Genomic DNA, 22,239 nt, shown 5'->3' with positions numbered 1-22,239 from the left:
CCCCCCGAAGTGAACGACCGCGCCGTTCGCTGCTTCTAGCGCAGCGAACGGCGCGTTCGTTCGTCTCCGGGGCCCGTCAGCTGTACCAGGTCGGCTGGGGCAGTTCGTCGACGAGCACCCAGCGCCCGACCTCGCGGCGCTTGTAGGCCACCGGGTCGTGCAGGGTGTGGGTCCGCACGTTGCGCCAGAACCGGTCGAACGCGAGCGTCGACGTCGTCGCCCGGGCACCGAGCACCTCGAACACCCGGCTGGTGATCTCCAGCGCGACGTCCGTGGCCCGCGCCTTCACCGCGGCGACCCGCACCTCGTGCTCGCCGCGAGCCTGCTCGGTGACGGCGTCGGGGTCGCGGTGGATCGGCAGGGCCTCGAGCGCGACCGCGTCGGCCAGCGCCTCGACCGCCCACAGCTTGGCGGTCAGGTCGCCGTAGGTGTCGATCACGTACGGCTCGTCGACCGCCCGGTCCAGGCCGCTGTGCAGCCACGCCCGCGAGGTCCCGCGGGTGTACTGCGCCGCCTCGTCGAGCGCGCCGCGGGCGATCCCGAGGTAGAAGGCGACGAACACCAGCTGGATCACCGGCACGTTCAGCGTGTTGTAGACGCGCGGCGCGAACACCTTGTCGCGGAAGCCCGCCGCGGCCGCCCACGGCACCCGCACGCCGTCGAGGGTCACGCTGCCCGACTCAGTCAGCCGCTGGCCGATGTTGTCCCAGTCGTCGTGGAACGTGATCGCCGGCTGGTCGGACGGCACGATCGCGAAGACGTGGGTCGCGGGGTCGTTCTCCAGCACCCCCTCGAGCACGGTCACGTCCGAGACCTTGCTGCCGGTCGAGAACGACTTGCGGCCGGTGAACGTGATCTCGTCACCCTCGTCGCGGATGACGACGTCGGCGTCGCGGGGGTTGACCGCGCCGCCGAAGAACCACCGCTGCCGGGTGGCCTCGGCCTCGACCTGCTCGATCTGCTCGGGCGTGCCGACCAGGCGCGCGGCCCAGAACCAGAGCAGGTGGTAGCCCAGGAGCTGGCCGATCGAGCCGTCGCCGGCGGCCACCTCCCGGATCACCCGGTAGGCCGTCGGCCACTCCTGGCCGCCGCCCCCGTGCTCGACCGGGCCGAGCAGGGTGACGAGACCGGAGTCCTTCAGCAGGGCGACCTCGGTGTACGGGGTCGCGCCGGCGGCGTCGCGCGCGGCGGCGTCGACGGCGAGCAGGCCGCGCACGAGGCGGGCGCGGTCGAGCCACTCCTGCTCCGTGCGGGGCGTGGGCAGGGTGGAGAAGTCGGTCGTGGGTCGCGGGAGCGTGCTGGTCATCGGGTCTCCTCGGGTGCTGTCGGTCAGGCGGACGAGGAGGTCCGACAGCCCTGCGAGCACACCCGCGCATGGTCGATGTGCCGGCGCCGCACGAACGGCACCGGCGGGAGCACCCCCATCAGCGCCGCGCGGGCAGCGGGTGGCGGCGCAGGTCGTCGCGCAGGCGCGCGAGCGTGGTGGCGACCTCGGCGGCGATGCGCTCGGCGTCGCGGTCCCAGTTGTCGGTGCCGGCGTGGTCGCTGGTCACCTCACGACGGACGAGGGCGTCCAGGTCGGTGAGGAGCTCGGCGACGGCGGCGCCACGGGGGCTGAACTGCGGGATGACGGTGGCCATGCGGGGTTCCTCCGGTGGATCTCGCCCGGGACGGTGGCCGCGGTCGGCGAGGAGAAGTGAACGAGGGCGAGCAGCGGCGCCCGGCGACAGAAGTCGTCCAGGAGGGCCGCGGCGCGCTGCGCGAGGGACATGTCGTGCTCCGACGGTGCGGGGGTTCGACGCGCCCGGGACGGGTCCTCGGACGTGCCCAGCAGGTCAGGAGCGACAGATGGCCGCGGAGGTCCGGCACAGGTCGACATGACGGCGCCACGCGTGCCACACGGTGGTCGGCGCCTCGGTCACGATCGGAACGTTACGCAGGTGCCCGCCTCCGACGCCACCACCGAGCGAGCGATCCGGCCCGTGTCACAGTGGCGCGCATGGACTCGGCCCCCGGCGAACTGGTGCACCTCGACGTCGCGGGCGGCACCGCGACGATCACGCTCGACTCGCCGCGCAACCGCAACGCGCTCTCCGCCCAGCTGCGCCGGGAGCTCTCCGCGCACCTCGACGCCGCGGTCGACGACGACGTCGTGCGCGTGATCGTCCTGACGCACACCGGCCCGGTGTTCTGCTCGGGCATGGACCTGCGCGAGTCCCGCGGCGCCGGCTCGTCGGACCAGGGCGTCAACGAGTTCCCCGCGATCCTCACCGCGCTCTGGTACTCCGACAAGCCCGTGGTCGCGCGCCTTGCGGGGCCCGCACGCGCCGGCGGGGTCGGCCTCGTCTCCGCCTGCGACATCGCCGTCGCCTCGCGCGAGGCGACGTTCGCGTTCAGCGAGGTCCGGATCGGCGTCGTCCCCGCCGTGATCTCCGCGACCGTCCTGCCCCGCCTGCTCCCCCGCGCCGCCCACGAGCTGATGCTCACCGGCGAGACCTTCGACGCGGAGCGCGCCGCGGCCGTCGGGCTGATCAACAGCGCGGTCGACGCCGACGGTCTCGACGCCGAGGTCGCCCGCTACACCGACATGCTCGCCCGCGGCGGCCCCAACGCGCTGGCGGCGACCAAGGCGATGCTGCGCCGCGACCGTGGCGAGCAGCTCCCGCAGGACCTCGAGGCGATGCTCGCGCTGTCGGCGGAGTTCTTCGCGTCCGAGGAGGGCCAGGAGGGCATGGCGGCGTTCGCGGAGAAGCGTGCGCCGTCGTGGGTCCCGAACGGGTGAGCCTCACTCCGCCGTGATGCAATCGTGACCGTCGTACCCCTCTCGGCGGAACGAGACCCGTCGATGTCGAGGTGACGTACGACCGGGGGGAGCACACGATGAGGGTCAGGATCGTTCGCGGGTTCGGTGTCCCGCTGCTGCTCGCGGGAGTGCTGGCGGGGCTGCTGGTGGCTCCAACGGCGTCGGCGGCACCCGTCGCGGGCGGCCTGCGTGCCGCCCCGACCGTTCCGGCCGACACCACCGCCGGCTACGTCGTCTACGACCGCCAGACCCGTCGGACCGTGGCCTCGGCCCTCCCCCGGATGCCGTTCCGGTCGGCGTCGCTGGTGAAGCTCCTCATCGCGCTCGACTACCTGCAGGGCCGCACGAGCGTCACCGCGGCCGACCGCAAGCTGCTCGACTCGATGCTGCGCTCCAGCGACGACGCGGCGGCGAGCACGCTGTGGGTGCGGCGGGGCTACGAGCAGGTCGTGGTGCGCATGACCCGGCTCATCGGGCTCGTCGACACCGCGCCCCCGACCGACCGGCGCTACTGGGGCTACACCGCGGTGAGCGCCAACGACGTCGTCCGCACCTACCTGTACCTGGCCGAGCGCGCCACGCCGTTCGTGCGCGACCTGATCCTCGGCAACCTCGAGCGCTCCACCCAGTGCGCGACCGACGGGTTCGACCAGTCCTTCGGCATCCCGCGCGCCGTCACCGGCACCCGCGCGGTCAAGCAGGGCTGGTCGGGCTACGGCTCGGCGCCGGCGCGTCCGTGCGTCGAGGGCCGGGTCACCGCCCCGCCCGACCCGGCGTCGCGGATGGCGGCCGAGGACGCCCCGCCGATCCTGGCCGACAACCGGCCGACGGCCCTCGCCGCGCCCACGCTCGACCTCTCGCGCCGCGCCCTGCACACCAGCGGGCTGGTCGACGGGCGCCGGCGCGTGATCGTCGTGCTGACCCTGAGCCCGAAGACGAAGTCGTACGACGCGCAGTCGGCGACCGTCACGTCGATCACCCGCGGCCTGCACGACGACGCGGTCGCCGCCGCGCGTCGCTGAGGCCCGCGTCAGACCAGGTTCACGACGATCACGAGCAGCAGCAGCGCGATCAGGGTCGCGGTGACCCACAGCCGGGCGGCGCGACGGTCCATCGGAGCTCAGGCCTCCGGGGTCGACGACGTCCCGGCGGCCTCCCGCCGGCGCTCCTGACGGCGTTCGGACGCCTCGAGGCGGGCGGCGACGGAGCGCTCGACGACGGTGTCGATGACCGCCGCCACGCCCCAGCACACGGGCCCCACGACGGCCACGACGAGGACGACCTGCACGGCGAAGTCGAGCTGGGTCAGCCACAGCTCGATGCCGTCCCACCAGGTCGCGACGGCACGCAGCACGGCGTCGACGGTACGCGGGTGACCCCGGGAGACCTCACCGGGCCAGGAAGTCCTCCACGAGCGGGGCGACGAGCCCGACCCGGCGGATGAGCTCGGTGTGCTTGGTGCGGGGTAGGACGGCGAGGCCGGCGTCGGGGATCGACTCCTGCATGGCCACGGCGTGGTCGACGCGCACGAAGTCGTGGTCGCCGATCATCAGCAGCGTCGGGCTGGTGATCCCCTCGAGCTGCTCGGGCGTCCAGTTCTGCTCCGCGGTGACGATCGGGTCGAGCTTCGCGACGACCTGCTCGAAGGTGCTGATCCCGTACCGCTCGTACTCCGCGACCATGGCGGCGAACTCCGCCTCGGTGGGCATGCGCGTCGACGTCGCGTAGGTCGACGGGTCGTGGATCTCGGCGTGGTAGCCGTCCTTCCGGGTGTGCACGGCGCCGAGCACGAGCCGGTCCACGCGGCCGGGATGGCGGACGGCCGTCTCGAGCGCGACCAGGCCTCCCCAGCTGAAGCCGAGGACGTCGGCGCGTGGGAGCCCGAGGGCGTCGAGCACCCCGACGACGTCGTCGGCCATCGTGGCCAGCGTGATCTCGCGGCCGTCGGGGTCGGCGGTGCGCCCGTGGCCCTGCAGCTCGACGGGGATCACGCGCCGGTGGGGCGTGAGCAGGGGCATCAGCGGGGCGAAGCTCAGCTCGATCGTCAGCGCGCCGCCGTGCAGCAGGACCAGCGGGTCACCGGCGCCGTGGTCCTCGTAGTAGACGTCGATGCCGGGCAGGGAGGCGTACATGGGGGGATCCTCCGGTCGGGGAGTCGGGGCCGTCACGGGTGGAACCGTCCGCTGACCCCGAACTCATCGGTCCGGACTCATCGGGCAAGGGGCAAGTCGTCCCGGATAGGTTGCGGGGCATGTTCGCGGTCTACGCCTCCGAGCCCAACGCCGACGACCCCATCGCCTCCCTCGTGGTGGGCGAGCGGCCCGATCCCGAGGTCCCCGAGGGCTGGGTGCGGGTCAAGGTCGAGGCGGCGAGCCTCAACATGCACGACCTGTGGACGCTGCGCGGCGTCGGGATCAAGGAGGACCAGTTCCCCATGATCCTGGGCTGCGACGGCGCCGGGACCCTCGACGACGGCACGCCCGTCGTCCTGCACTCGCTCATGGGCGACCCGGACTGGAAGGACGACGAGACCCTCGACCCCAAGCGCAAGATGCTCACCGAGTGGGCGCAGGGCAGCTTCGCCGACTACGTCGTCGTGCCGCAGCGCAACGCCCTCCCCCGGCCCGAGGGCATGACGGCCACCGCCGGCGCCGTGATGGGCACCGCGTGGCTCACCGCCTACCGGATGCTGTTCACCAAGTCGGGGCTGCGCGGCGGGCAGACGATGCTCGTCCAGGGCGCCTCCGGCGGTGTCTCGACGGCGCTGATCCAGCTCGGGCGGGCGGCCGGCATGCAGGTGTGGGTCACGGGACGCACCGACGAGAAGCGCGAGCTGGCGCTGCGCCTCGGCGCGCACCAGGTGTTCGAGTCGAACGGGAAGCTGCCCGGCAAGGTGCAGGCGGTGTTCGAGACCGTCGGCGAGGCGACCTGGAAGCACTCGGTCCGCGCGCTGGTGCCCGGCGGCACGATCGTCTGCTCGGGCGCGACGTCCGGCAACCAGCCGCCCGCCGAGCTCGCGCAGATGTTCTTCCTGCAGAAGAACCTGGTGGGCTCGACGATGGGCACGCTCTCCGAGCTGCGCGACCTGCTCGACTTCGTGGCGGCCACCGGCATCGCTCCGGAGATCGGTCAGGAGCTGCCGATGACCGAGGCGGCGGACGGGTTCCGGTCGATGCTCGACGGGGTCACGGCCGGCAAGATCGTCTTCACCCGTTAGGCGTATGTGAGTGAACTTCGGGGCTATAGCCCCGAAGTTCACTCACGTGAGAAGGCCAGCAGGGCGTCGGTGACGACGGTGGCGTGGCGGGCGGGGAGCCAGTGGTCCCCGCCGGGGACCGGGACGTAGGTGAACGGGCCGTCGAGGTAGCGGGCGGACTCGGCCATCTGCGCCTCGGTCAGTGCGATGTCGCCCGTCCCGAACATACCCAGCACCGGGATCGTCAGTCGCGGCAGGCCGATCGGCGTCTCGTCGACGAACGTGCGCGGGTCGATGTTGGCCCGGTACCAGTTCAGGCCCGCGGTGAGGGCGCCGGGACGGGCGAGGTCGGCGATCTGCGTGCGCACCAGCTCGTCGTCCGCGTCCCCGTGCAGCCAGCGCCGCAGCAGCGCCCAGTCGTCCGCGGGCAGGACCTCCTCGGCGACGCCGGGGAACCGGAACCAGAGCATGTACCAGGACAACGCCCGCTGCTCGAGCCCGGCGGCGCGGAACGCCTCGGGGTGCCCGACGGCCAGGGCGGCGTAGCGCGTGACCCGGTCGCTGCGCATCGCGAGCGCCCAGCCCACGACCGACCCGAAGTCGTGGCCGGCCACTGCGGCCCGCTCGATCCCGCGCTCGTCGAGGAGGGCGAGCACGTCGGCCACGGAGTGGTGGATGCGGTAGGCCGCGACCTCGTCGGGACGGTCGCTGTCGCCGAAGCCGCGCAGGTCCGGGGCGATCACCCGGTACCCGGCGGCGGCGAGCGCCTCGATCTGCGGGCGCCACAGCGTCGCTCGGTCGGGGAAGCCGTGCAGGAGCAGCACCGCCGGCCCGCCGCCGACGTCGATCACGGACAGGGTGATCTCGGGAAGGGTGACCCGGACGGGGGTGAGGTCCACGAATGCCATCGTTCCCGGGTCGGCGCGGGCCGCGCCGGGTGGGGCCGGCGCGCCCCACCTGGCGGAGCGAGTGAGTGGAGATACGGACACTCAACGTCTGCGGAGCCACTCCGCTGACACGAAGGGTCAGGCGCCGTAGGCCAGGGCCGCCGGGGCGACCTCGGTGAGCACGGCGCGGGCGACGGCGTCGTTGGCACGGAAGCTCAGGGCGTTGGTGTTCGGGCGGGTGAAGGCGCCGGGCAGGCGGACGTTCGTGTGCGGTCCGATGGCGAAGCGGCAGCGGTCCGGCCGGCCCTCGGCGTCGATCAGCCGGAAGTCCGAGGTCCGCACCCGCACCAGGCCGGTGTTGTGCAGGGTGACCGACGCCCCGGAGTGCGCGACGGCCGCGTCGGCCGCGTGCACGGCCGCACCCGACGCGTCGGTGTGCTCCTCGCGCAGGGTCTCCTCGTCGAGCAGGCCCTCGGCGTGCAGCCCGTGCAGCATCGGGTCGTCGCTGCGGCTCACGCTCGGGGACGACAGGCGCGCCTCGACGAACGTCTGCGCCGTCACCGCGAGGCGGTCGAGCGAGGCGGTGGTGGCCCGGAAACCGCCCTCCACGGGGGTCACCTGCAGCCCGGCGCCAAGGAACACCACGTACCCAGCGCGGGACAGTGCGAGCAGCTGCCGCAGGCGTGGCCCGGGCGGGCCGCTGGCGAGCGAGCTGAAGAAGTTCTGCCACCACGCGAGGTCCTGCGCGCGCGAGCGCGGCGTCAGCGCCGTCGTCCCCGCGAGCTCGGCGACCTGCGCGAACGCCGAGAGCAGGCCCACGAACGCCCCGAGCTCGGCGGTGTAGCGGTCGTCGACGTGACGCTCGAGGTCGTCGAGGACGTAGCTGCGCAGCCGCTCCTGCAGGGTCTCGAGGTCCGGCGCGCAGACGTCCTCGAGCGGGCGGTCCATCCGCTCGAAGTCGAGCCGGTCGCGCGGGTCGGGGACGAAGCCCACGACCAGCTCCCACATCGCCGGCGTGTACCAGTCCAGCGCGGCGTAGCGCAGGGCGAAGTCGTCCCACACGCCCCGCACGCGGTCGGGGTGACCGAGGAACAGCTCGTGGTAGTACGCCCAGCCGACCTCCTTGGCCATCAGCGGCCACACGTCGCGGCGCAGGTCGACCGACCCGCGACGCACGAACCCGGCGATCTCGTCCGGGCCGAGGAAGCGCGGCAACGGGGCCCGCGGCGCGCGCAGCGCGTACTCGGTCTTGGCGTGGTACGGCACGCCGCGCCCGGAGCCGACGTGCACGACGGGCTCCCGACCGGAGGGCACGTAGTCGAGCGTGCCGTCGCCGCGGTCGTGGAAGCGCCCGCCCCGGCCCTCGAAGAGCAGCACCATGAGGTCGACGAACGCGAGCCCCATCCCGCGGGCGATCACCGTCTCCCCCGCCGGGATGCGGTCGAGGTCGGAGTCGGTGGTCTGTTCCGGCGGGAAGTAGCGCAGACCGTGCGCCTCGGCGTGGGCGGCCAGGGCAGCCTCGTCCTCGGTGGGCGCAGCGTCGAGGTGGCCCGAGGCGAGGACGAGCACGTCGGCGGGCAGCTCGCCCCCGCCGTCGAGGAGCACGACGTCCGGCGCGCCGCGGCGCAGCCCGACCGCGCGGGTCCGGTGCCGGTGGACGCGGACCTGCGGTGGGAGCGTCGCGAGGACGCGGCGCAGCACGAAGTCCAGGTAATGGCTCTGCAGGCGCCGGGTGGCGAACGTCGCGGGGCCGAGGGCCCGCAGCTCGTCGCCAACCGGGCCGTCGGGCACCGTCTCGCCCTCCAGCTCGCCGTCGCGGACGGCGACGGCCCACTCGTAGAGCGACGGGCCCGGAACGATCGGCCCCTCGCACTGCACGCTGTCGTCGGTGAACATCGTGACGTCGGCGGCCATGGAGTTCATCCACAGCAGCTCCGACTGGTCCTCCCGCCAGATGCGGCCTGCGCCGTCCGGGTAGGGGTCCACCAGGTGGACGTCGAGAGCATCGACGAACTCCGGCGCGCTCGCCGCGAGGCGCTCGAGCACCCCGGTGCCCCGGGGTCCGCCCCCGACGATCACCACTGAGCGTGGCATCTGTCCGCACCCTCCGCCGACGGCCTGCACCTCAACCGTAGGCCGGGGACCCGAGACCGGCCACCGAACGGCGGCGTCGGGTGACGTCCGCCCCAGCCCGGAATACTCACCGCGCAGCGCGCTGCTCGATGCTCGCGATGACGTGGTCCGAGAGCCGGGTGCCGTCGAACGCGTCGATCTCCCGGACGCCGGTCGGGCTCGTCACGTTGATCTCGGTGAGGTAGTCGCCGATGAGGTCCAGCCCCACGAACGTCAGCCCGTGGGCGACGAGCTGGTCGCCGATCAGCGAGCACAGCTCCTTGTCGCGCGGGGTGACGCTGTCGGCGACGGGCGCGGCGCCCGCGGCCATGTTGCAGCGGAACTCGGTCCCCGTCGCGACGCGGCGCACGACGCCGATCGGCACGCCGTCGAGCACCATGACCCGCCGGTCGCCCTCGGCGACCTCGGCGACGTAGCGCTGCACCACGACCTGGTCGCGGCCCCGCGTCGTCGCCGACTCCAGGATCGAGCGCAGGTTCGGGTCCTCGGGACGGAGCAGGAGGATCCCGCGCCCCGCCATGCCGTCGGTCGGTTTGACCACCGCCCGGCCCCAGCGCCGGGTGACCTCGACGATCTCGGTGACGTCGGAGGTGACGACGGTGTCCGGGCAGAGCTGGGGGAACTGCAGGCTGAAGAGCTTCTCGTTCGCGTCGCGCAGGCCGGCGGGCTCGTTGACGAGCGCGGTGCGGCGACGGTCGACCAGATCGAGGATGAACGTCGCGCGCAGGTAGGCCGCGTCCACCGGCGGGTCGGTGCGCACGAACACGGCATCGGCGTCGTCGAGGCGCCAGCGCTGCGCCGCACCGGCGACGAACCAGTCCGGCCGGGTGCTCCACCGCCCGTCGCGCAGCACCGCGGGATGCAGCCGCACGGGCGTGCACACGGCGTGCGCCCGGGCGTCGCGGACCTCGAGCTGCGGCATCGTCGTGACCAGCACCCGGTGCCCGCGCTCCTGGGCGGCCTCCATCATCGCGACGCTGGTGTCGTGCGCGGGGTTCAGCGACGCGATCGGGTCGATGACGAACACCAGCACGAGCGGGTGGGTGGCCTGCTGGGACATCGACGTCCTCCGGTGGTCGGCGCTCGCCCGGGTGGGAGTGGTGAGGTGGGGGCGTGGACGTTCCCCTGATCGCCGTGACCGGCCGGCGTCGCAGCGCGGCGGGCCTGCACAGCGGGCCGCCCGCGCTCGACGCGCTGGTGCTCGACGCCTACTTCACGGGCTACGCGGAGCACGTCGTCGCGGCCGGTGGCCTGCCCCTGCACGTGCCCGGTGGGGTCGACCCGGCGGCGGTGATGGACCGCGCGGACGCACTCGTGCTCACCGGCGGCAACGACGTCGCCCCGGCCCGCTACGGCGCCGTCGCCGACGCGCGCACTTCGTCGCTCGAGCCCGAGCGCGACGCCTTCGAGATCGCGCTGCTCGCGGCCGCCCGGGAACGCGGACGTCCGGTGCTCGCGATCTGCCGCGGCCTGCAGCTGGTGAACGTCGCCGACGGCGGCACGCTGCACCTCCACCTCGAGGAGCACGCCCACACCCGCGAGCACGACGTCGAGATCGTGCCCGGCAGCGTCCTCGGCGGGCTGTACGGCGCGAGCGCCCGCGTGAACAGCCTCCACCACCAGGGCGTCGACCGGGTCGCGGACGGCCTGGCGGTCACCGCCCGGGCGCCGGACGGCCTCGTCGAAGGCCTGGAGAGCGAGGGTCTCGTCGCCGTGCAGTGGCATCCCGAGCAGCAGGAGGACGCACCGCGGCCCGTGTTCCGCTGGCTGGTCGACGCCGTGCGCTCCCCGGGGCACCGCACTACCTCTTGACCGACAGGACCCGCAGGTCGGTGTAGGCGTGCAGGCCGTGGCGCGAACCCTCCACGCCGATCCCGGACTGCTTGGCGCCCCCGAACGGCACGGTCGCGGTCACGACGGGGTGCTGGTTCACCCAGACCGAGCCGGCCACGAGCCGCGCCCCGACCGCTGCCGCCCGGTCGAGATCCAGGGACCACACCGACGCGCCGAGCCCGTAGTCGGTGGCGTTGGCGCGCGCGACGGCGTCGTCGACGTCGGTGTAGGTCAGGATCGGCAGCACGGGCCCGAACGGCTCCTCGTCGACCAGCGGCACGCCCTCGGCGACGCCGCGGACGAGGGTCGTCGGGAACCAGTAGCCCGGGCCGTCGGGGACCTCGCCGCGGAAGAACGCCTCCCCGCCACGACGCACGGCGTCCTCGGTGAGCCTCCGTACTCGCTCGAGCTGCGGCGCGTTCTGCACCGGCCCGGCCGTCACCCCGTCCTGCAGGCCCGGGCCGACGACGACCGTGGCGGCCTCCGCGGCGACGGCCTCGCAGATCGCGTCGAACCGCGACGCGGGCACGTAGAGCCGCTTGAGCGCGGCGCACACCTGGCCGCCGTTGGAGAACCCGGCCCAGAACAGGTCGGCGCCGACGGTCGCCGGGTCGGCGTCGTCGAGGACGATGCCGGCGTCGTTGCCGCCGAGCTCGAGCGTGACGCGCTTGACGGTGCGCGCCGCCGACGCCATGACACGCTTGCCGGTCTCGACCGACCCGGTGAACGAAATCTTGTGGATGCCGGGGTGCTCGGTGAGCGCGGCGCCGAGCTCGTCGCCCCCCGCGACCACCTGCACCACCGCGGGCGGCAGCACCTCCTGCACGAGCTCGCCGAGGCGCAGGGTCACCACCGGGGTGAACGGCGACGGCTTGATGATCACGACGTTGCCCGCGACCAGGGCGGGGACCATCTTGAACATCGCGACGAGGAACGGGTAGTTCCACACCGTGATGGCCCCGACGACGCCGAGCGGGGCGCGCCGGACCTCGACGCGGCCGGTCTCGTCGTCCTTGAGCACCTCGACGGTGTCGACGTCGAGCCCGCCGAAGTAGTCCACCTGCCGCAGGCCGGCCTGGATCTCGCCGCGTGCCTTGGCCAGGGGCTTGCCCTGCTCCAGGGTGATCAGCACCGCGAGCTCGTCGAGGTGCGCGAGGACGAGGTCCTTGATCGCACGGACGAGCTGCTGACGCCGTCCCGCGGGCGTGTCCCGCCACGCCGGGAAAGCGGCGTTCGCCGCCGCCACCGCCTCGTCGAGCTGGGCGAGCGACGCCGCCGGCACCTCGACGAAGGGCGCCCCGACCGACGGGTCGACCACCGGCAGCATCGTGTCGGCGCCGTACACCCGCCCGGCGATCGTCAGGCCCGGGGCCGTCACGGACGTGGTCATGAGCGAGCCTCCGGGGCCGTCGGGAAGAGCACCGCCCGCTGGGCGGCGCTGTACTCGAACCGCTTCGTGGCCTCGTCACGGCGGTCCTCGATCTTCGCCCTCGCCGACGGCCGCGTCGCGATCCGTTCCGACCACGCGGCGACGTGCGGGTACTCCGCGACGTCGACGCCGTGGTTGCGGTGCAGGCGCGTCCACGGGAAGCAGGCGATGTCGGCGATCGAGAACATGTCCCCGGCGAGGTACTCGCGCCCGGCCAGACGCTCGTCCAGCACCCGGTAGACGCGCCCCGCCTCCGCGCGGAACCGGTCCTGGGCGTAGGGATCGGTGTGCCCGCCGTCCGGCGCGTACTTCAGGAAGTGGGTGGCCTGCCCGAGCCCCGGCCCCTGGTTGGCGACCTGCCAGACCGTCCAGCAGATCGCCTCCCACCGGGCGACGGGGTCGTCGGGCAGCAGCGCCCCGGTCTTCTCGGCCAGGTAGAGCAGGATCGCCGCGGACTCGAACAGGGCCACGGGCGCGCCCCCGGGGCCGTCGTGATCGACGATCGCCGGGATCTTCCCGTTCGGGTTGACCTGCAGGAACTGCGGCGCGAACTGGTCCCCCGTGGTGATGTCGACCCACCGGACGGCGTAGGGCAGGTCGAGCTCCTCGAGCGCCATGTGGATCTTGCGGGCGTTCGGGCTGACGAAGTAGAACAGGTCGATCACGGCGGGACCCCTGGGCCGTTCAGACGTTGAAGCGCTCGCGCATCCGCTCGGCGTACGCTGCGAGGTTCTCCTTGGAGCGGGCGTGGTCGCGGCCGGCCCAGTCCCAGGGCGAGTCGGTGACGTGCCGATAGGTCGAGTAGATCGTCGCGTCGTACGACGTCGGCTCGTCGCCCAGGAAGAACGGCTTGTCGCCGAGGTAGGCCGAGAGGGCGTCCATGTCCTCGGCCAGGCACGCCACGATGTCCTCGTGGGCCCGCAGACCCATGCCGTGCTTGAGGTGCTGGTCGTGGATCTTCTCGCGGAACGCGAGCAACGCGTCCTGGACCTCTTGCGGCAGCTCGTCGAGCCCTGGTCCTCCGGTGATGTACGGGACGTAGATCCGGAAGCGCTCGACCGTGGGCCACCGCGGCTCGATGACGCCCGACCAGTACGTGTACTCCTCGACCATCCGCTGGAAGGCGAGGCCGACCGCCTTCTCGCTCTCGCTCAGGTGGTCGTCGAGCTTGTCGCCGTACTTCTCCTTGAGGTACTGGATGATCCGCGTCGAGTCGGTGACCTGCGTGCCCTCGTCGATGATGTAGGGCAGCTTCGCGGTCGGCGAGTCGGTGCCGAGCGTCCCCAGGTCCTGGGCCTTCTGCTCGTACGGGATGCCGGCCATCGTCATGTAGTTGACGACCTTGGTGACGAACGGGCTGATGCACGGCAGTCCCCACGCCGGGACGTAGCCGTAGACGGTGATCATGAATCTCCTCCTACCAGGGCAGTTCGGTGCCGTCGGCGTGCTGGAAGCGGCCGGCGGACTCGGGGGTGAGGGCGTCCAGCACCGTGACGAGACGGGCCGCGGCCTGCTCGGGCGTCGAGAACGCCGCGGCGTAGCGCTCCATCTCGCCGGGATCGATGACGTCCAGCAGGTGGGTCCGGACCATCCCCGGGTGGAGCGCCTGCACCATCACGCCCCGCGGCGCGAGGTCGTGGTGCAGGTTGAGCGCGACCATGTTCGCGCCGGCCTTGGAGATCCGGTACGCGTAGTCGCCGCCGCTGGCGTTGTCGCCCAGCGACCCGACGCGGCTCGTGAGGATGCCGACCTTGCCGCCGGCGTCGATCAGGCCGCGCAGCGTGCGCACCACGCGCAGGGGACCCAGCGTGTTGACCTCGAACTGGCGCCGGGCGTCGTCGAGGTCGACGGTCTCGAGCGTGTCGAGGTGCATGATGCCCGCGACGTGCACCAGCCAGTCGAGGCGCGTGCCCCGCTCCTCGAGCCGCTTCGCGAGCCCGGTGACGGCTTCGTCGGAGGTGACGTCGACGTCCGGCTCCACCGTGACGCCCGCCGCGGCGAGGTCGGCGCCGTCCCCGACACACACGGCCACGACCGCGTCGCCCCGGCCGTGGAGATGGCGGGACATCGCGTGGGCGATCCCGCGGTCGGCCCCGACCACCAGTTTGACGTGCACGGTCATGCCCCCCGGGTCAGCACGGCGTCGGCGTCCTCGACACCCGTCGGCCCGGGCTCCGCCGGATCGACCCGGTTCTCGTCCCCGACGACGCCGCTCTCCACGAGCCGGTCGACGGCGGCCCGGTCGAGCCCCAGCTCGGCAAGCACCTCGTCGTTGTGCTGCCCGAGCAGCGGCGCCCCGCGGGGCGGGTCGACGGGGGTGTCGGAGAAGCGCGGCGCCGGACGGGCCTGGCGCAGGCGCCCGGCGACCGGGTGGTCGCTCTCGACGACGGTGCCCGACGCGAGGATCTGCGGGTGGTCGATGAGCTCGTGGCGGCGCAGCGCCGGGGCGCAGGGCACGCCGTGCTCCGGCAGGATGCGCAGCCAGTCCGCGGCGGGACGCTCGCGCAGCACCTCCTGGATGCACGCCAGGCGCTCGTCGACGTTCTCGTCGCGCCCGGCCGCGGTGGTGAAGCGGTCGTCGGCGAGCAGGTCGGGGCGCCCGGCCGCGGCGCAGAACGCCGACCACTCGCCGTCCTTCATCGTCGAGACCGTGATGTAGTCGTCGGCCGTCTCGTAGATCAGGTCGATGAAGCTCGCGGCCCGCTCGGGCTCCACCGGCCGGTCGGCGAACGTGTACGCGTTCATGTCGGTGGCCCAGAGGAACGACACGACGGTGTCGAGCATCGAGAGGCGGACGTGCTGCCCCTCGCCGGTGCGGCCCCGGGCCACGAGGGCGGAGGTGATCGCCTGCGCGCCGGCCATCGCCGTGAGCTTGTCCGGCAGCACGGTGCGGATCAGCCGCGGCCGCGCGGTGTCGGACCCGGCCTGCACCGTGGTCAGCCCGGAGAGGGCCTGGACGATCGGGTCGTACACGCGGCGGTCGGCGTACGGCCCGGTCTCCCCGAACCCGCTGATCGACAGGTACACCAGCCCCGGGTTCGCCGCGCGCAGGTCCTCGTAGGAGATCCCGAGCCGCTCGACCACCCCCGGGCGGAAGTTCTGCACGAGGACGTCCGCGGACGCCACCAGCCGTCGCAGGATGTCGACGCCGTCGGGGACCTTGAGGTTCAACGTCAGCGACCGCTTCGAGCGGTTGACGTTGACGAACATCGAGGCCAGACCCTGGGCCTGGTTGCGCAGCGCCCGTACGTGGTCGCCCGCGCCCGGCGGCTCGACCTTGACGACGTCCGCGCCCTGGTCGCCGAGGAGGTCCGCGGCCCAGGGCCCGGACAGCATCGCCGACAGGTCGAGCACGCGGACGCCCGCCAGCGGACCACCCATCGTTCACCTCGCGATGTGGCACCAGTTGTGTCTGGCGTCACACACTAGCGGGGTTATCTTAGGAGTCAATTACTTTGCATCAAGCTGATCTTCCGGAGGCTCGAGGGTCAGCAGGAGCTTGCGCAGGAGCTGCCGCAGGCTCTCCTGCTCCGGGACGGTCAGGGCGTCGTCGAGCACCCGGCTGTCGTGCTCCATCAGGCCGACGAGCACCGCGTCGACGAGGTCGACGCCGGCCGGGGTGAGCTCGACGTCCACGCGTCGGCGGTCCGCGGTGTCGACGTGGCGGGTCACCAGCCCGGCCCGCTCCAGCTTGTCGAGGCGCTGGGAGACCCCGCCGGAGGTGATGAGCGCCGAGCGCGTGAGCTCACCGGCGGTGCGCCGGAAGGGCGGTCCGGACCGGCGCAGCATGGCGAGGACGTCGAGGCTGCCGCGGTCGGTGTCGAACCGGTCGAGCTGCGCCTTGCGCTGCTGCTCGAGGTGCCGGCCCACCCGCCACACGCGGCTCACGATGCCGATCGAGCTGACGTCGACGTCCGGCTGCTCGCGGCGCCAGTCGCGCTCGACGCGGTCGACGTCGTCGGTGGCCTCGTCGCGTTCCGTCGTCACCGACCCGGCCCCTTCCCGCGGACGTCCCCGGCGGTCGGAAGCGTAGTCCGGAACTCCTCAGCGCCCGGAGACACGACCGCGCCCGCCCGTGCGGGATGCACGGACGGGCGCGGAGGGTCGTTCCGGACTAGCGCGGCCGACGCTGCGGGCGGCCCGGACCGCGGCCGCTGCGCGCGGACGCCGCCTCGTCGCCGGACGCGCGGCGCAGGCCCATCGGGCGGCCGGCGACGCGGGCGCGCTGCAGGCGCTTGACCACGGGGCCGGGCACGTCGGCGGGCAGTTCCACCAGCGTGTGGTCGGTGCGGATGTCGATGTGCCCGATGTGCGCCGAGTCGAGCCCCGCCTCGTTGGCGATGGCCCCGACGATGGCGCCGGGGCGCACGCGCTGGTTGTGCCCGACGTCGATCCGGTAGGTGTCGGTGCCCGACCCGACGCTCCACTCGGGCGCCTTGCCCCGGCCCTGTCCACGGCCCGGCTTGTCGTCCCGCGGGCCCCGCTTCTCGCCGCGCGGCGGCGGGGCGGGCAGGTCCTCGACCAGCAGCGGCTTGTCGCCCTGGACCATCTTGGCCAGCGCGGCGGCGAGCTCGAGTGGGTCGGCCCCGGTCTCGGCGACGTAGTCGCCGACGATGCCGCGGAACACGTCCATCGGGTCGCCGCCGGAGACGGTGCCGTCGAGGGTGCCGGTGATGCGCTCGGCGAAGCGGCGCTTGCGCACCGCGTTCACCTCGGCGGTGTCCGGCACCGACATCTCGTCGGCCTTCTGCTTGGTGACGCCCTCGATCATCCGCATCGTGCGGATCTGGCCGCGGGTGACGAACGAGATCGCCTCGCCGCTGCGCCCGGCCCGGCCCGTGCGCCCGATGCGGTGCACGTAGGACTCGGGGTCGGTGGGCAGGTCGTGGTTGACGACCAGCGAGATGCGGTCGACGTCGAGACCGCGGGCGGCGACGTCGGTGGCCACCAGCACGTCGATCTTGCCGGCGCGCAGGTCGCCGATCGTCTTCTCGCGCTGGGGCTGCGAGAGGTCACCGGAGATCGCGACGGCGGCGAAGCCCCGGCGGTTGAGGGCCTCGGTGACGTCGGTGGTGTTCTGGCGGGTGCGCACGAACACCAGGCAGGCGTCGAAGTCCTCGACCTGCAGGATGCGCGACAGCGCGTCGGCCTTGAGCCGCTCGGGCAGCACGACGTAGCGCTGGCGGGTGTTGACGCCGGTCTGCGTCTTCGACTTGATCGACACCTCGGCGGGCGCGTTCAGGTGCCGCCGCGAGACCTCGCGGATCGCGCCGGGCATCGTCGCCGAGAAGAGCGCCACCTGCCGGTCGGCGGGCAGCAGGTCGAAGATGTGCTCGACCTCCTCGAGGAAGCCCATCTGCAGCATCTCGTCCGCCTCGTCGAGCACGAAGTGCGCGACGTCGGTGAGGTCGAGGGTGCCCTTCTCGAGGTGGTCGGAGATGCGGCCCGGAGTGCCGACGACGATCTGGCCGCCGCGGCGCAGCCCGTGCAGCTGCGGCCCGTAGGGCGCGCCGCCGTAGAGCTGGACGACGTTCAGGCCGGGCACGCCGGCGCCCAGGCGCTCGATGGCCTCGGCGACCTGGATGGCGAGCTCGCGCGTCGGGGTGAGCACGAGGGCCTGGACGGACCTCTGCGCCGGGTCGATCGCCGAGAGCATCGGCAGCGCGAACGCGGCGGTCTTGCCGGTGCCGGTCTGCGCGAGCCCGAGGACGTCGCGGCCCTCGAGCAGCAGCGGGATCGTCTCGGCCTGGATCGGCGTCGGGGTGTCGAACCCGGACTCGACCAGCGTGGGGAGCAGGCGCTCGGCGACGCCGAGCGCGGCGAAGGCCGAGGCGGGGACCTCGTCGGTCGCCCCGTCCTCGGTGCTCTCGTCGGTGTCGTGGGTGTCCTCGGCGTCGTTCCCGACGTCCTCGAGGCTCTCGTTCTGGTCCTCCGGGGCGTCGACGGCGGCGTCAGCAGCGTCGTCGGTCGCGTCGGAGGTGGAGGGGGAGATCACGTCCACGAGTTCGACGTCGTGGTCGGACAGGACAGCAGCGTTGGTCACGTAGATCTTTCAGGAGAGGGAACTCGGACACGAGAGCTGTCCGCGGACCCGGTCACACTCCGGAGGGTCCTACCCAGGCCGACAGCTCGGCGTTGGTAACCACTCTACGCGAGTGGTCATTCCCGACCGGCCACCTGTGCCCCGTCCGACACCGCCGCTACTTCTTCGCCTTGCTCTTCTCGACCGCGTTCTGGTCGGTGGACAGCGCCGCGACGAAGGCCTCCTGCGGGACGTCGACCCGCCCGATGGTCTTCATCCGCTTCTTGCCCTCCTTCTGCTTCTCGAGCAGCTTGCGCTTGCGGGTGATGTCCCCGCCGTAGCACTTGGAGAGCACGTCCTTGCGGATCGCGCGGATGGTCTCGCGGGCGATGATGCGCGAGCCGATGGCGGCCTGGATCGGCACCTCGAACTGCTGGCGCGGGATGAGCTCGCGCAGCTTGCCGGCCATGTCGTTGCCGTAGGCGTAGGCGGCGTCCTTGTGCACGATCGCCGAGAACGCGTCGACGGGCTCGCCCTGCAGCAGGATGTCGACCTTCACCAGGTCGGCGGCCTGCTCGCCGGCCGGCTCGTAGTTCAGCGAGGCGTAGCCGCGGGTGCGCGACTTCAGGACGTCGAAGAAGTCGAAGATGATCTCGGCGAGCGGCATGGTGTAGCGCAGCTCGACGCGGTTGTCGGACAGGTAGTCCATGCCCTCGAGCGACCCGCGCCGCGACTGGCAGAGCTCCATGATCGGGCCCACGAAGTCCGCGGGCGCGAGCACCGAGACCTTGGTGATCGGCTCGTAGATCGTCGAGACCTTGCCCTCGGGCCACTCGGCGGGGTTGGTGACCTCGACCTCGCCGCCGTCGTCGAGCTCGACGCGGTACACGGTGTTGGGCGCCGTGGAGATCAGGTCGAGGCCGTACTCGCGCTCGAGACGGTCGCGGGTGATCTCCAGATGGAGCAGGCCGAGGAACCCGCAGCGGAACCCGAAGCCCAGCGCCGCCGACGTCTCGGGCTCGTAGGAGAGCGCGGCATCGTTGAGGCGCAGACGGTCGAGCGCGTCGCGCAGCAGCGGGTAGTCCGACCCGTCGATCGGATAGAGCCCGGAGTAGACCATCGGCTGCGGGTCGCGGTAGCCGCCGAGTGGCTCGGTGGCGCCCTTGCGCTCCCAGGTCACGGTGTCGCCGACGCGGGACTGGCGGACGTCCTTCACGCCGGTCATGAGGTAGCCGACCTCGCCGACCCCGAGGCCCTGGCAGGGCTTCTGGTCCGGCGAGATGATCCCGACCTCGAGCAGCTCGTGCACCGCGTTGGTCGACATCATGCGGATGCGCTCGCGCGGGGTGATCCGGCCGTCGACGACGCGGATGTAGGTGACGACGCCGCGGTAGGTGTCGTAGACCGAGTCGAAGATCATCGCGCGGGCGGGCGCGTCGGCGTCGCCGACCGGGGCGGGCACGCGGCGCACGACCTCGTCGAGGACGGCCTCGACGCCGTCGCCGGTCTTGGCCGAGATGCGCAGGACCTCGTCGGGCTCGCAGCCGATGAGGTGCGCGAGCTCCTCGGCGTAGCGCTCGGGCTCGGCGGCCGGCAGGTCGATCTTGTTGAGCACCGGGATGATCTCGAGGTCGTGCTCCATGGCCAGGTAGAGGTTGGCCAGGGTCTGCGCCTCGATGCCCTGCGCGGCGTCGACCAGCAGGATCGCGCCCTCGCACGCGGCCAGCGACCGGCTCACCTCGTAGGTGAAGTCGACGTGACCGGGGGTGTCGATGAGGTGCAGGACGTGGTCGCGCATCTCGCCGTCGGGACCCGCGGCGTACCAGGGCAGCCGCACGTTCTGCGCCTTGATCGTGATGCCGCGCTCGCGCTCGATGTCCATGCGGTCGAGGTACTGGGCGCGGTAGGCGCGCTCGCCCAGGACGCCGGTCATCTGCAGCATGCGGTCGGCCAGCGTCGACTTGCCGTGGTCGATGTGGGCGATGATGCAGAAGTTCCGGATCTGCGCGGGCGGCGTGAACGTCTCGTCCGCGAAGCCCTTCGTGCCCGGCCGTCCCGGCGTGCTGGCGGACTGCTGGGTGGTCTGGCTCAACGGGTTCCTCACGCTCTCACTCGGCCGGATCGCCACCATCGTCCCACGAGGCCCGCCCGCGTTCCGCGACGAGCGGTGTTGCTAACCTTGTGGACACGTGTGAGGCGGTCGAGCGCCCCCGCGCGCTCCCGTGACGCCAGACAGCACCGACAGACGAGGTTCGAAGACTCCGTGGCGAACATCAAGCAGCAGGTCAAGCGCATCCGCAAGAGCGAAGAGGCGCGCCAGCGCAACAAGGCGGTGAAGTCGCGCATCAAGACCGCGATCCGCCGCTACCGCGAGGCCGTGCAGGCCGGCGACCAGGAGCAGGCCACCACCCGCCAGCGCGAGGCCGCCCGCCTGCTCGACAAGGCCGTCAGCAAGGGCGTCATCCACAAGAACCAGGCGGCGAACAAGAAGTCGCGCATGGCCCACCGTGCCGAGCGCTTCACCGTCGACGCCAAGGCGGGCAAGACCCCGGCCTGAGCCGGTCCCCGCTCTCGCGACAGCCCGTCCCCGGACTCCGGGGGCGGGCTGTTCCGCGTCTCAGCGCCGGGCGCTCCCCCGCGCCGCGACCACGGCCTCGACCGCGGACTCGAGCGCGTAGGACGGGTCGGCGGCCGCGCCCTTGACGTTCGCGTTGAGGTCGGCGACCACCCCCATGGCGTGGGTGAGCCCCTCGCCCGTCCACCCGCGCCCGTTCTGCTGACCCCGTTTGACCTTCCACGGCGGCATCTTCAGCGAGGACGCGAGGCTGTAGGGGTCGCCGCGGCCGGCGGCCGTCACCCGCGCCGCCGTGCGCACCCCGTCGGCGATCGCGTCCGCGACGACGACGTGGGGCACCCCGGTGTCGAGCGCCCAGCGCAGCGCCTCGAGGGCGCCGGCACGGTCACCGGTCATCGCCCGGTCCGCCACGGCGAAGCCCGTGACCTCGGCGCGGCCGCGGTGGAAGCGGCGCACGGCGTCGGCGTCGACGTGCCCGCCGGAGTCGGAGGCGAGCTGGGACGCCGCGGCGGCGAGCTCGCGCAGGTCGGACCCGACGGCGTCCATGAGCAGCCCGAGCGCATCCCCGGTGATCTTGCCGCCGGCCTGGCGGACCTCGGCGCGCACGAAGTCGGCCCGCTGGTCGTCCGACAGTGACGACGCCGACGTCTCCGTGGCGCCCGCGGCGCGCAGGCCCTCGAGCAGCGCGTCGCCCTTGGCACCGCCGCCCTTCGCCGGAGCCTTGGCCGCGCCGCGGGCGGCGGGCCGGCGGCCCTTGGCCCCCTTCGGCGGCCCGCGGTGCACGACGACGAGGGTGACGCCGTCGCTGGGCGCCTTCGCGTAGTCGAGCAGCAGCGTGGTGACCTCGGCGCCGGCGTCGTGACCGTTCTCGACCACGACCACCCGCGACTCGGCGAAGAGCGAGGGGCTGACCAGCTCGCCGAGCACGCCGGCGGTCAGGTCGCCCGCCGGGAGGCTCGAGACCTCGACCGCCGGGTCGGCCTCACGGGCCGCGGCGACGGCCCGCGCCACCGCCCGCTCGACCAGCAGCGCCTCGTCGCCGACGACGAGGTGCAGCGGCCCCGGCGGGCTGGTGGTGCTCACGGGGGTCATGGTTCCACGACCGTCCGACGGTCCCCGCCGCGCGCTCGCGGGTGAGGCACGTCTCGGCTCGGGGGTGCTCGGTGGTCGACCCGGCGCGGGTCCCGTAGTGTCCTGCGCCGGATGTCCCACGGTGGACGCCCCACAACCGAATACGGCTCATCCAGAGGGGTAGAGGGACCGGCCCGACGACACCCCGGCAACCGGCGTCAGCGTTCTCCGCAGGCGATCACGGTGCCAATTCCGACCCGTCCGCGGGGAAGATGAGGAGGAATCCTTCC

Annotated in this window: 22 protein-coding genes and 1 riboswitch; of the genes, 5 read left to right on the top strand and 17 right to left on the bottom strand. The window is 72.8% G+C overall.

The window, feature by feature from the left end:
- Positions 1-76: 76 nt before the first annotated feature.
- The 3 genes from WCD41_RS27760 to WCD41_RS31215 form a co-directional block, all read right to left on the bottom strand.
- Positions 77-1,306: an acyl-CoA dehydrogenase family protein gene (locus WCD41_RS27760; protein ID WP_337718480.1), complete on the bottom strand. Its 1,230-nt coding sequence runs from the start codon at positions 1,304-1,306 to the stop codon at positions 77-79.
- A gap of 118 nt (positions 1,307-1,424) precedes the next feature.
- Positions 1,425-1,640 carry a hypothetical protein gene (locus WCD41_RS27755; protein ID WP_337702303.1) on the bottom strand — a complete coding sequence of 72 codons (216 nt, stop codon included), beginning with the start codon at positions 1,638-1,640 and terminating at the stop codon, positions 1,425-1,427.
- A 195-nt stretch (positions 1,641-1,835) separates the two neighbouring features.
- Positions 1,836-1,901, bottom strand: a complete 66-nt coding sequence (locus tag WCD41_RS31215; RefSeq protein WP_373695208.1) for a putative leader peptide — start codon at positions 1,899-1,901, stop codon at positions 1,836-1,838.
- A gap of 98 nt (positions 1,902-1,999) precedes the next feature.
- Between WCD41_RS31215 and WCD41_RS27750 the strand changes: the two genes are divergently transcribed.
- Together WCD41_RS27750 and WCD41_RS27745 are read left to right on the top strand one after the other, a co-directional pair.
- Positions 2,000-2,782: an enoyl-CoA hydratase-related protein gene (locus WCD41_RS27750; RefSeq protein WP_337718479.1), complete on the top strand. Its 783-nt coding sequence runs from the start codon at positions 2,000-2,002 to the stop codon at positions 2,780-2,782.
- 98 nt (positions 2,783-2,880) lie between these two features.
- Positions 2,881-3,825, top strand: a complete 945-nt coding sequence (locus tag WCD41_RS27745) for a hypothetical protein (RefSeq protein WP_337718478.1) — start codon at positions 2,881-2,883, stop codon at positions 3,823-3,825.
- 98 nt (positions 3,826-3,923) lie between these two features.
- On the opposite strand, the gene WCD41_RS27740 is transcribed toward WCD41_RS27745, so the two are convergent.
- Together WCD41_RS27740 and WCD41_RS27735 are read right to left on the bottom strand one after the other, a co-directional pair.
- Complete coding sequence (locus WCD41_RS27740; protein ID WP_337718477.1) at positions 3,924-4,157, bottom strand: hypothetical protein; 234 nt, start codon at positions 4,155-4,157, stop codon at positions 3,924-3,926.
- 34 nt (positions 4,158-4,191) lie between these two features.
- Positions 4,192-4,935, bottom strand: coding sequence for an alpha/beta fold hydrolase (locus WCD41_RS27735; RefSeq protein WP_337718476.1), 744 nt, complete (start codon positions 4,933-4,935; stop codon positions 4,192-4,194).
- Between the two features lie 119 nt (positions 4,936-5,054).
- Here WCD41_RS27735 and WCD41_RS27730 point away from each other — a divergent pair, with 119 nt between their 5' ends.
- Entirely contained in the window at positions 5,055-6,020 is a 966-nt protein-coding gene (locus WCD41_RS27730; RefSeq protein ID WP_337718475.1) for a quinone oxidoreductase family protein, read from the top strand.
- A gap of 38 nt (positions 6,021-6,058) precedes the next feature.
- On the opposite strand, the gene WCD41_RS27725 is transcribed toward WCD41_RS27730, so the two are convergent.
- The 3 genes from WCD41_RS27725 to gshB form a co-directional block, all read right to left on the bottom strand.
- Positions 6,059-6,898, bottom strand: coding sequence for an alpha/beta fold hydrolase (locus WCD41_RS27725; RefSeq protein WP_337718474.1), 840 nt, complete (start codon positions 6,896-6,898; stop codon positions 6,059-6,061).
- Between the two features lie 126 nt (positions 6,899-7,024).
- Entirely contained in the window at positions 7,025-8,980 is a 1,956-nt protein-coding gene (locus WCD41_RS27720; protein WP_337718473.1) for an FAD/NAD(P)-binding protein, read from the bottom strand.
- Positions 8,981-9,086: 106 nt separating this feature from the next.
- Positions 9,087-10,079, bottom strand: coding sequence for a glutathione synthase (gene gshB, locus WCD41_RS27715; protein ID WP_337718472.1), 993 nt, complete (start codon positions 10,077-10,079; stop codon positions 9,087-9,089).
- A 53-nt stretch (positions 10,080-10,132) separates the two neighbouring features.
- Here gshB and WCD41_RS27710 point away from each other — a divergent pair, with 53 nt between their 5' ends.
- Positions 10,133-10,831 carry a gamma-glutamyl-gamma-aminobutyrate hydrolase family protein gene (locus WCD41_RS27710; protein WP_337718471.1) on the top strand — a complete coding sequence of 233 codons (699 nt, stop codon included), beginning with the start codon at positions 10,133-10,135 and terminating at the stop codon, positions 10,829-10,831.
- Here WCD41_RS27710 and WCD41_RS27705 read toward each other — a convergent pair.
- The 8 genes from WCD41_RS27705 to lepA all read right to left on the bottom strand — a co-directional run bounded on the left by WCD41_RS27705 (position 10,821) and on the right by lepA (position 20,395).
- Positions 10,821-12,242 (bottom strand): aldehyde dehydrogenase family protein, encoded by a 1,422-nt coding sequence (locus tag WCD41_RS27705; protein WP_337718470.1) that lies wholly within the window; start codon positions 12,240-12,242, stop codon positions 10,821-10,823. The genes WCD41_RS27710 and WCD41_RS27705 overlap by 11 nt on opposite strands.
- A complete protein-coding gene (locus WCD41_RS27700) occupies positions 12,239-12,946 on the bottom strand; it encodes a glutathione S-transferase family protein (protein WP_337718469.1) in 708 nt (235 codons plus the stop codon). Before WCD41_RS27700 ends, WCD41_RS27705 begins: the two co-directional genes overlap by 4 nt.
- Positions 12,947-12,965: 19 nt before the next feature.
- Positions 12,966-13,688, bottom strand: coding sequence for an iIsoprene-epoxide--glutathione S-transferase (gene isoI / locus WCD41_RS27695; protein WP_337718468.1), 723 nt, complete (start codon positions 13,686-13,688; stop codon positions 12,966-12,968).
- 10 nt (positions 13,689-13,698) lie between these two features.
- Entirely contained in the window at positions 13,699-14,403 is a 705-nt protein-coding gene (gene isoH, locus WCD41_RS27690; protein ID WP_337718467.1) for a 1-hydroxy-2-glutathionyl-2-methyl-3-butene dehydrogenase, read from the bottom strand.
- On the bottom strand, positions 14,400-15,662 hold the full coding sequence (locus WCD41_RS27685) for a CaiB/BaiF CoA transferase family protein (RefSeq protein ID WP_337718466.1): 1,263 nt from the start codon (positions 15,660-15,662) through the stop codon (positions 14,400-14,402). The genes isoH and WCD41_RS27685 overlap by 4 nt, the downstream gene beginning before the upstream one ends.
- Positions 15,663-15,731: 69 nt before the next feature.
- Positions 15,732-16,268, bottom strand: coding sequence for a MarR family winged helix-turn-helix transcriptional regulator (locus WCD41_RS27680; RefSeq protein ID WP_337718465.1), 537 nt, complete (start codon positions 16,266-16,268; stop codon positions 15,732-15,734).
- 127 nt (positions 16,269-16,395) lie between these two features.
- Positions 16,396-18,324, bottom strand: a complete 1,929-nt coding sequence (locus tag WCD41_RS27675) for a DEAD/DEAH box helicase (protein ID WP_337718464.1) — start codon at positions 18,322-18,324, stop codon at positions 16,396-16,398.
- Between the two features lie 157 nt (positions 18,325-18,481).
- Positions 18,482-20,395, bottom strand: a complete 1,914-nt coding sequence (gene lepA / locus WCD41_RS27670) for a translation elongation factor 4 (protein ID WP_337718463.1) — start codon at positions 20,393-20,395, stop codon at positions 18,482-18,484.
- A gap of 171 nt (positions 20,396-20,566) precedes the next feature.
- Between lepA and rpsT the strand changes: the two genes are divergently transcribed.
- The gene (rpsT, locus tag WCD41_RS27665) at positions 20,567-20,860 is read left to right on the top strand and encodes a 30S ribosomal protein S20 (protein WP_274281743.1); all 294 of its coding nucleotides are present in this window, start codon (positions 20,567-20,569) and stop codon (positions 20,858-20,860) included.
- A gap of 60 nt (positions 20,861-20,920) precedes the next feature.
- On the opposite strand, the gene holA is transcribed toward rpsT, so the two are convergent.
- Positions 20,921-21,970: a DNA polymerase III subunit delta gene (gene holA, locus WCD41_RS27660; protein WP_337718462.1), complete on the bottom strand. Its 1,050-nt coding sequence runs from the start codon at positions 21,968-21,970 to the stop codon at positions 20,921-20,923.
- A gap of 144 nt (positions 21,971-22,114) precedes the next feature.
- Positions 22,115-22,228, top strand: a riboswitch (SAM riboswitch).
- Positions 22,229-22,239: the final 11 nt, after the last annotated feature.

This window comes from Actinomycetospora aeridis (assembly GCF_037400275.1).
GTDB classification, from domain to species: Bacteria; Actinomycetota; Actinomycetes; order Mycobacteriales; family Pseudonocardiaceae; genus Actinomycetospora; species Actinomycetospora aeridis.
The sequence above is the reverse complement of the archived record's forward strand: the minus strand, read 5'-3'. Positions and strand labels throughout refer to the sequence as shown.

Coding starts and splice junctions, on each gene's coding strand:
- WCD41_RS27760 (WP_337718480.1), bottom strand. CDS start 1,306: ATGACCAGCACGCTCCCGCGACCCACGACCGACTTCTCCACCCTGCCC.
- WCD41_RS27755 (WP_337702303.1), bottom strand. CDS start 1,640: ATGGCCACCGTCATCCCGCAGTTCAGCCCCCGTGGCGCCGCCGTCGCC.
- WCD41_RS27750 (WP_337718479.1), top strand. CDS start 2,000: ATGGACTCGGCCCCCGGCGAACTGGTGCACCTCGACGTCGCGGGCGGC.
- WCD41_RS27745 (WP_337718478.1), top strand. CDS start 2,881: ATGAGGGTCAGGATCGTTCGCGGGTTCGGTGTCCCGCTGCTGCTCGCG.
- WCD41_RS27735 (WP_337718476.1), bottom strand. CDS start 4,935: ATGTACGCCTCCCTGCCCGGCATCGACGTCTACTACGAGGACCACGGC.
- WCD41_RS27730 (WP_337718475.1), top strand. CDS start 5,055: ATGTTCGCGGTCTACGCCTCCGAGCCCAACGCCGACGACCCCATCGCC.
- WCD41_RS27720 (WP_337718473.1), bottom strand. CDS start 8,980: ATGCCACGCTCAGTGGTGATCGTCGGGGGCGGACCCCGGGGCACCGGG.
- gshB (WP_337718472.1), bottom strand. CDS start 10,079: ATGTCCCAGCAGGCCACCCACCCGCTCGTGCTGGTGTTCGTCATCGAC.
- WCD41_RS27705 (WP_337718470.1), bottom strand. CDS start 12,242: ATGACCACGTCCGTGACGGCCCCGGGCCTGACGATCGCCGGGCGGGTG.
- isoI (WP_337718468.1), bottom strand. CDS start 13,688: ATGATCACCGTCTACGGCTACGTCCCGGCGTGGGGACTGCCGTGCATC.
- isoH (WP_337718467.1), bottom strand. CDS start 14,403: ATGACCGTGCACGTCAAACTGGTGGTCGGGGCCGACCGCGGGATCGCC.
- WCD41_RS27685 (WP_337718466.1), bottom strand. CDS start 15,662: ATGGGTGGTCCGCTGGCGGGCGTCCGCGTGCTCGACCTGTCGGCGATG.
- holA (WP_337718462.1), bottom strand. CDS start 21,970: ATGACCCCCGTGAGCACCACCAGCCCGCCGGGGCCGCTGCACCTCGTC.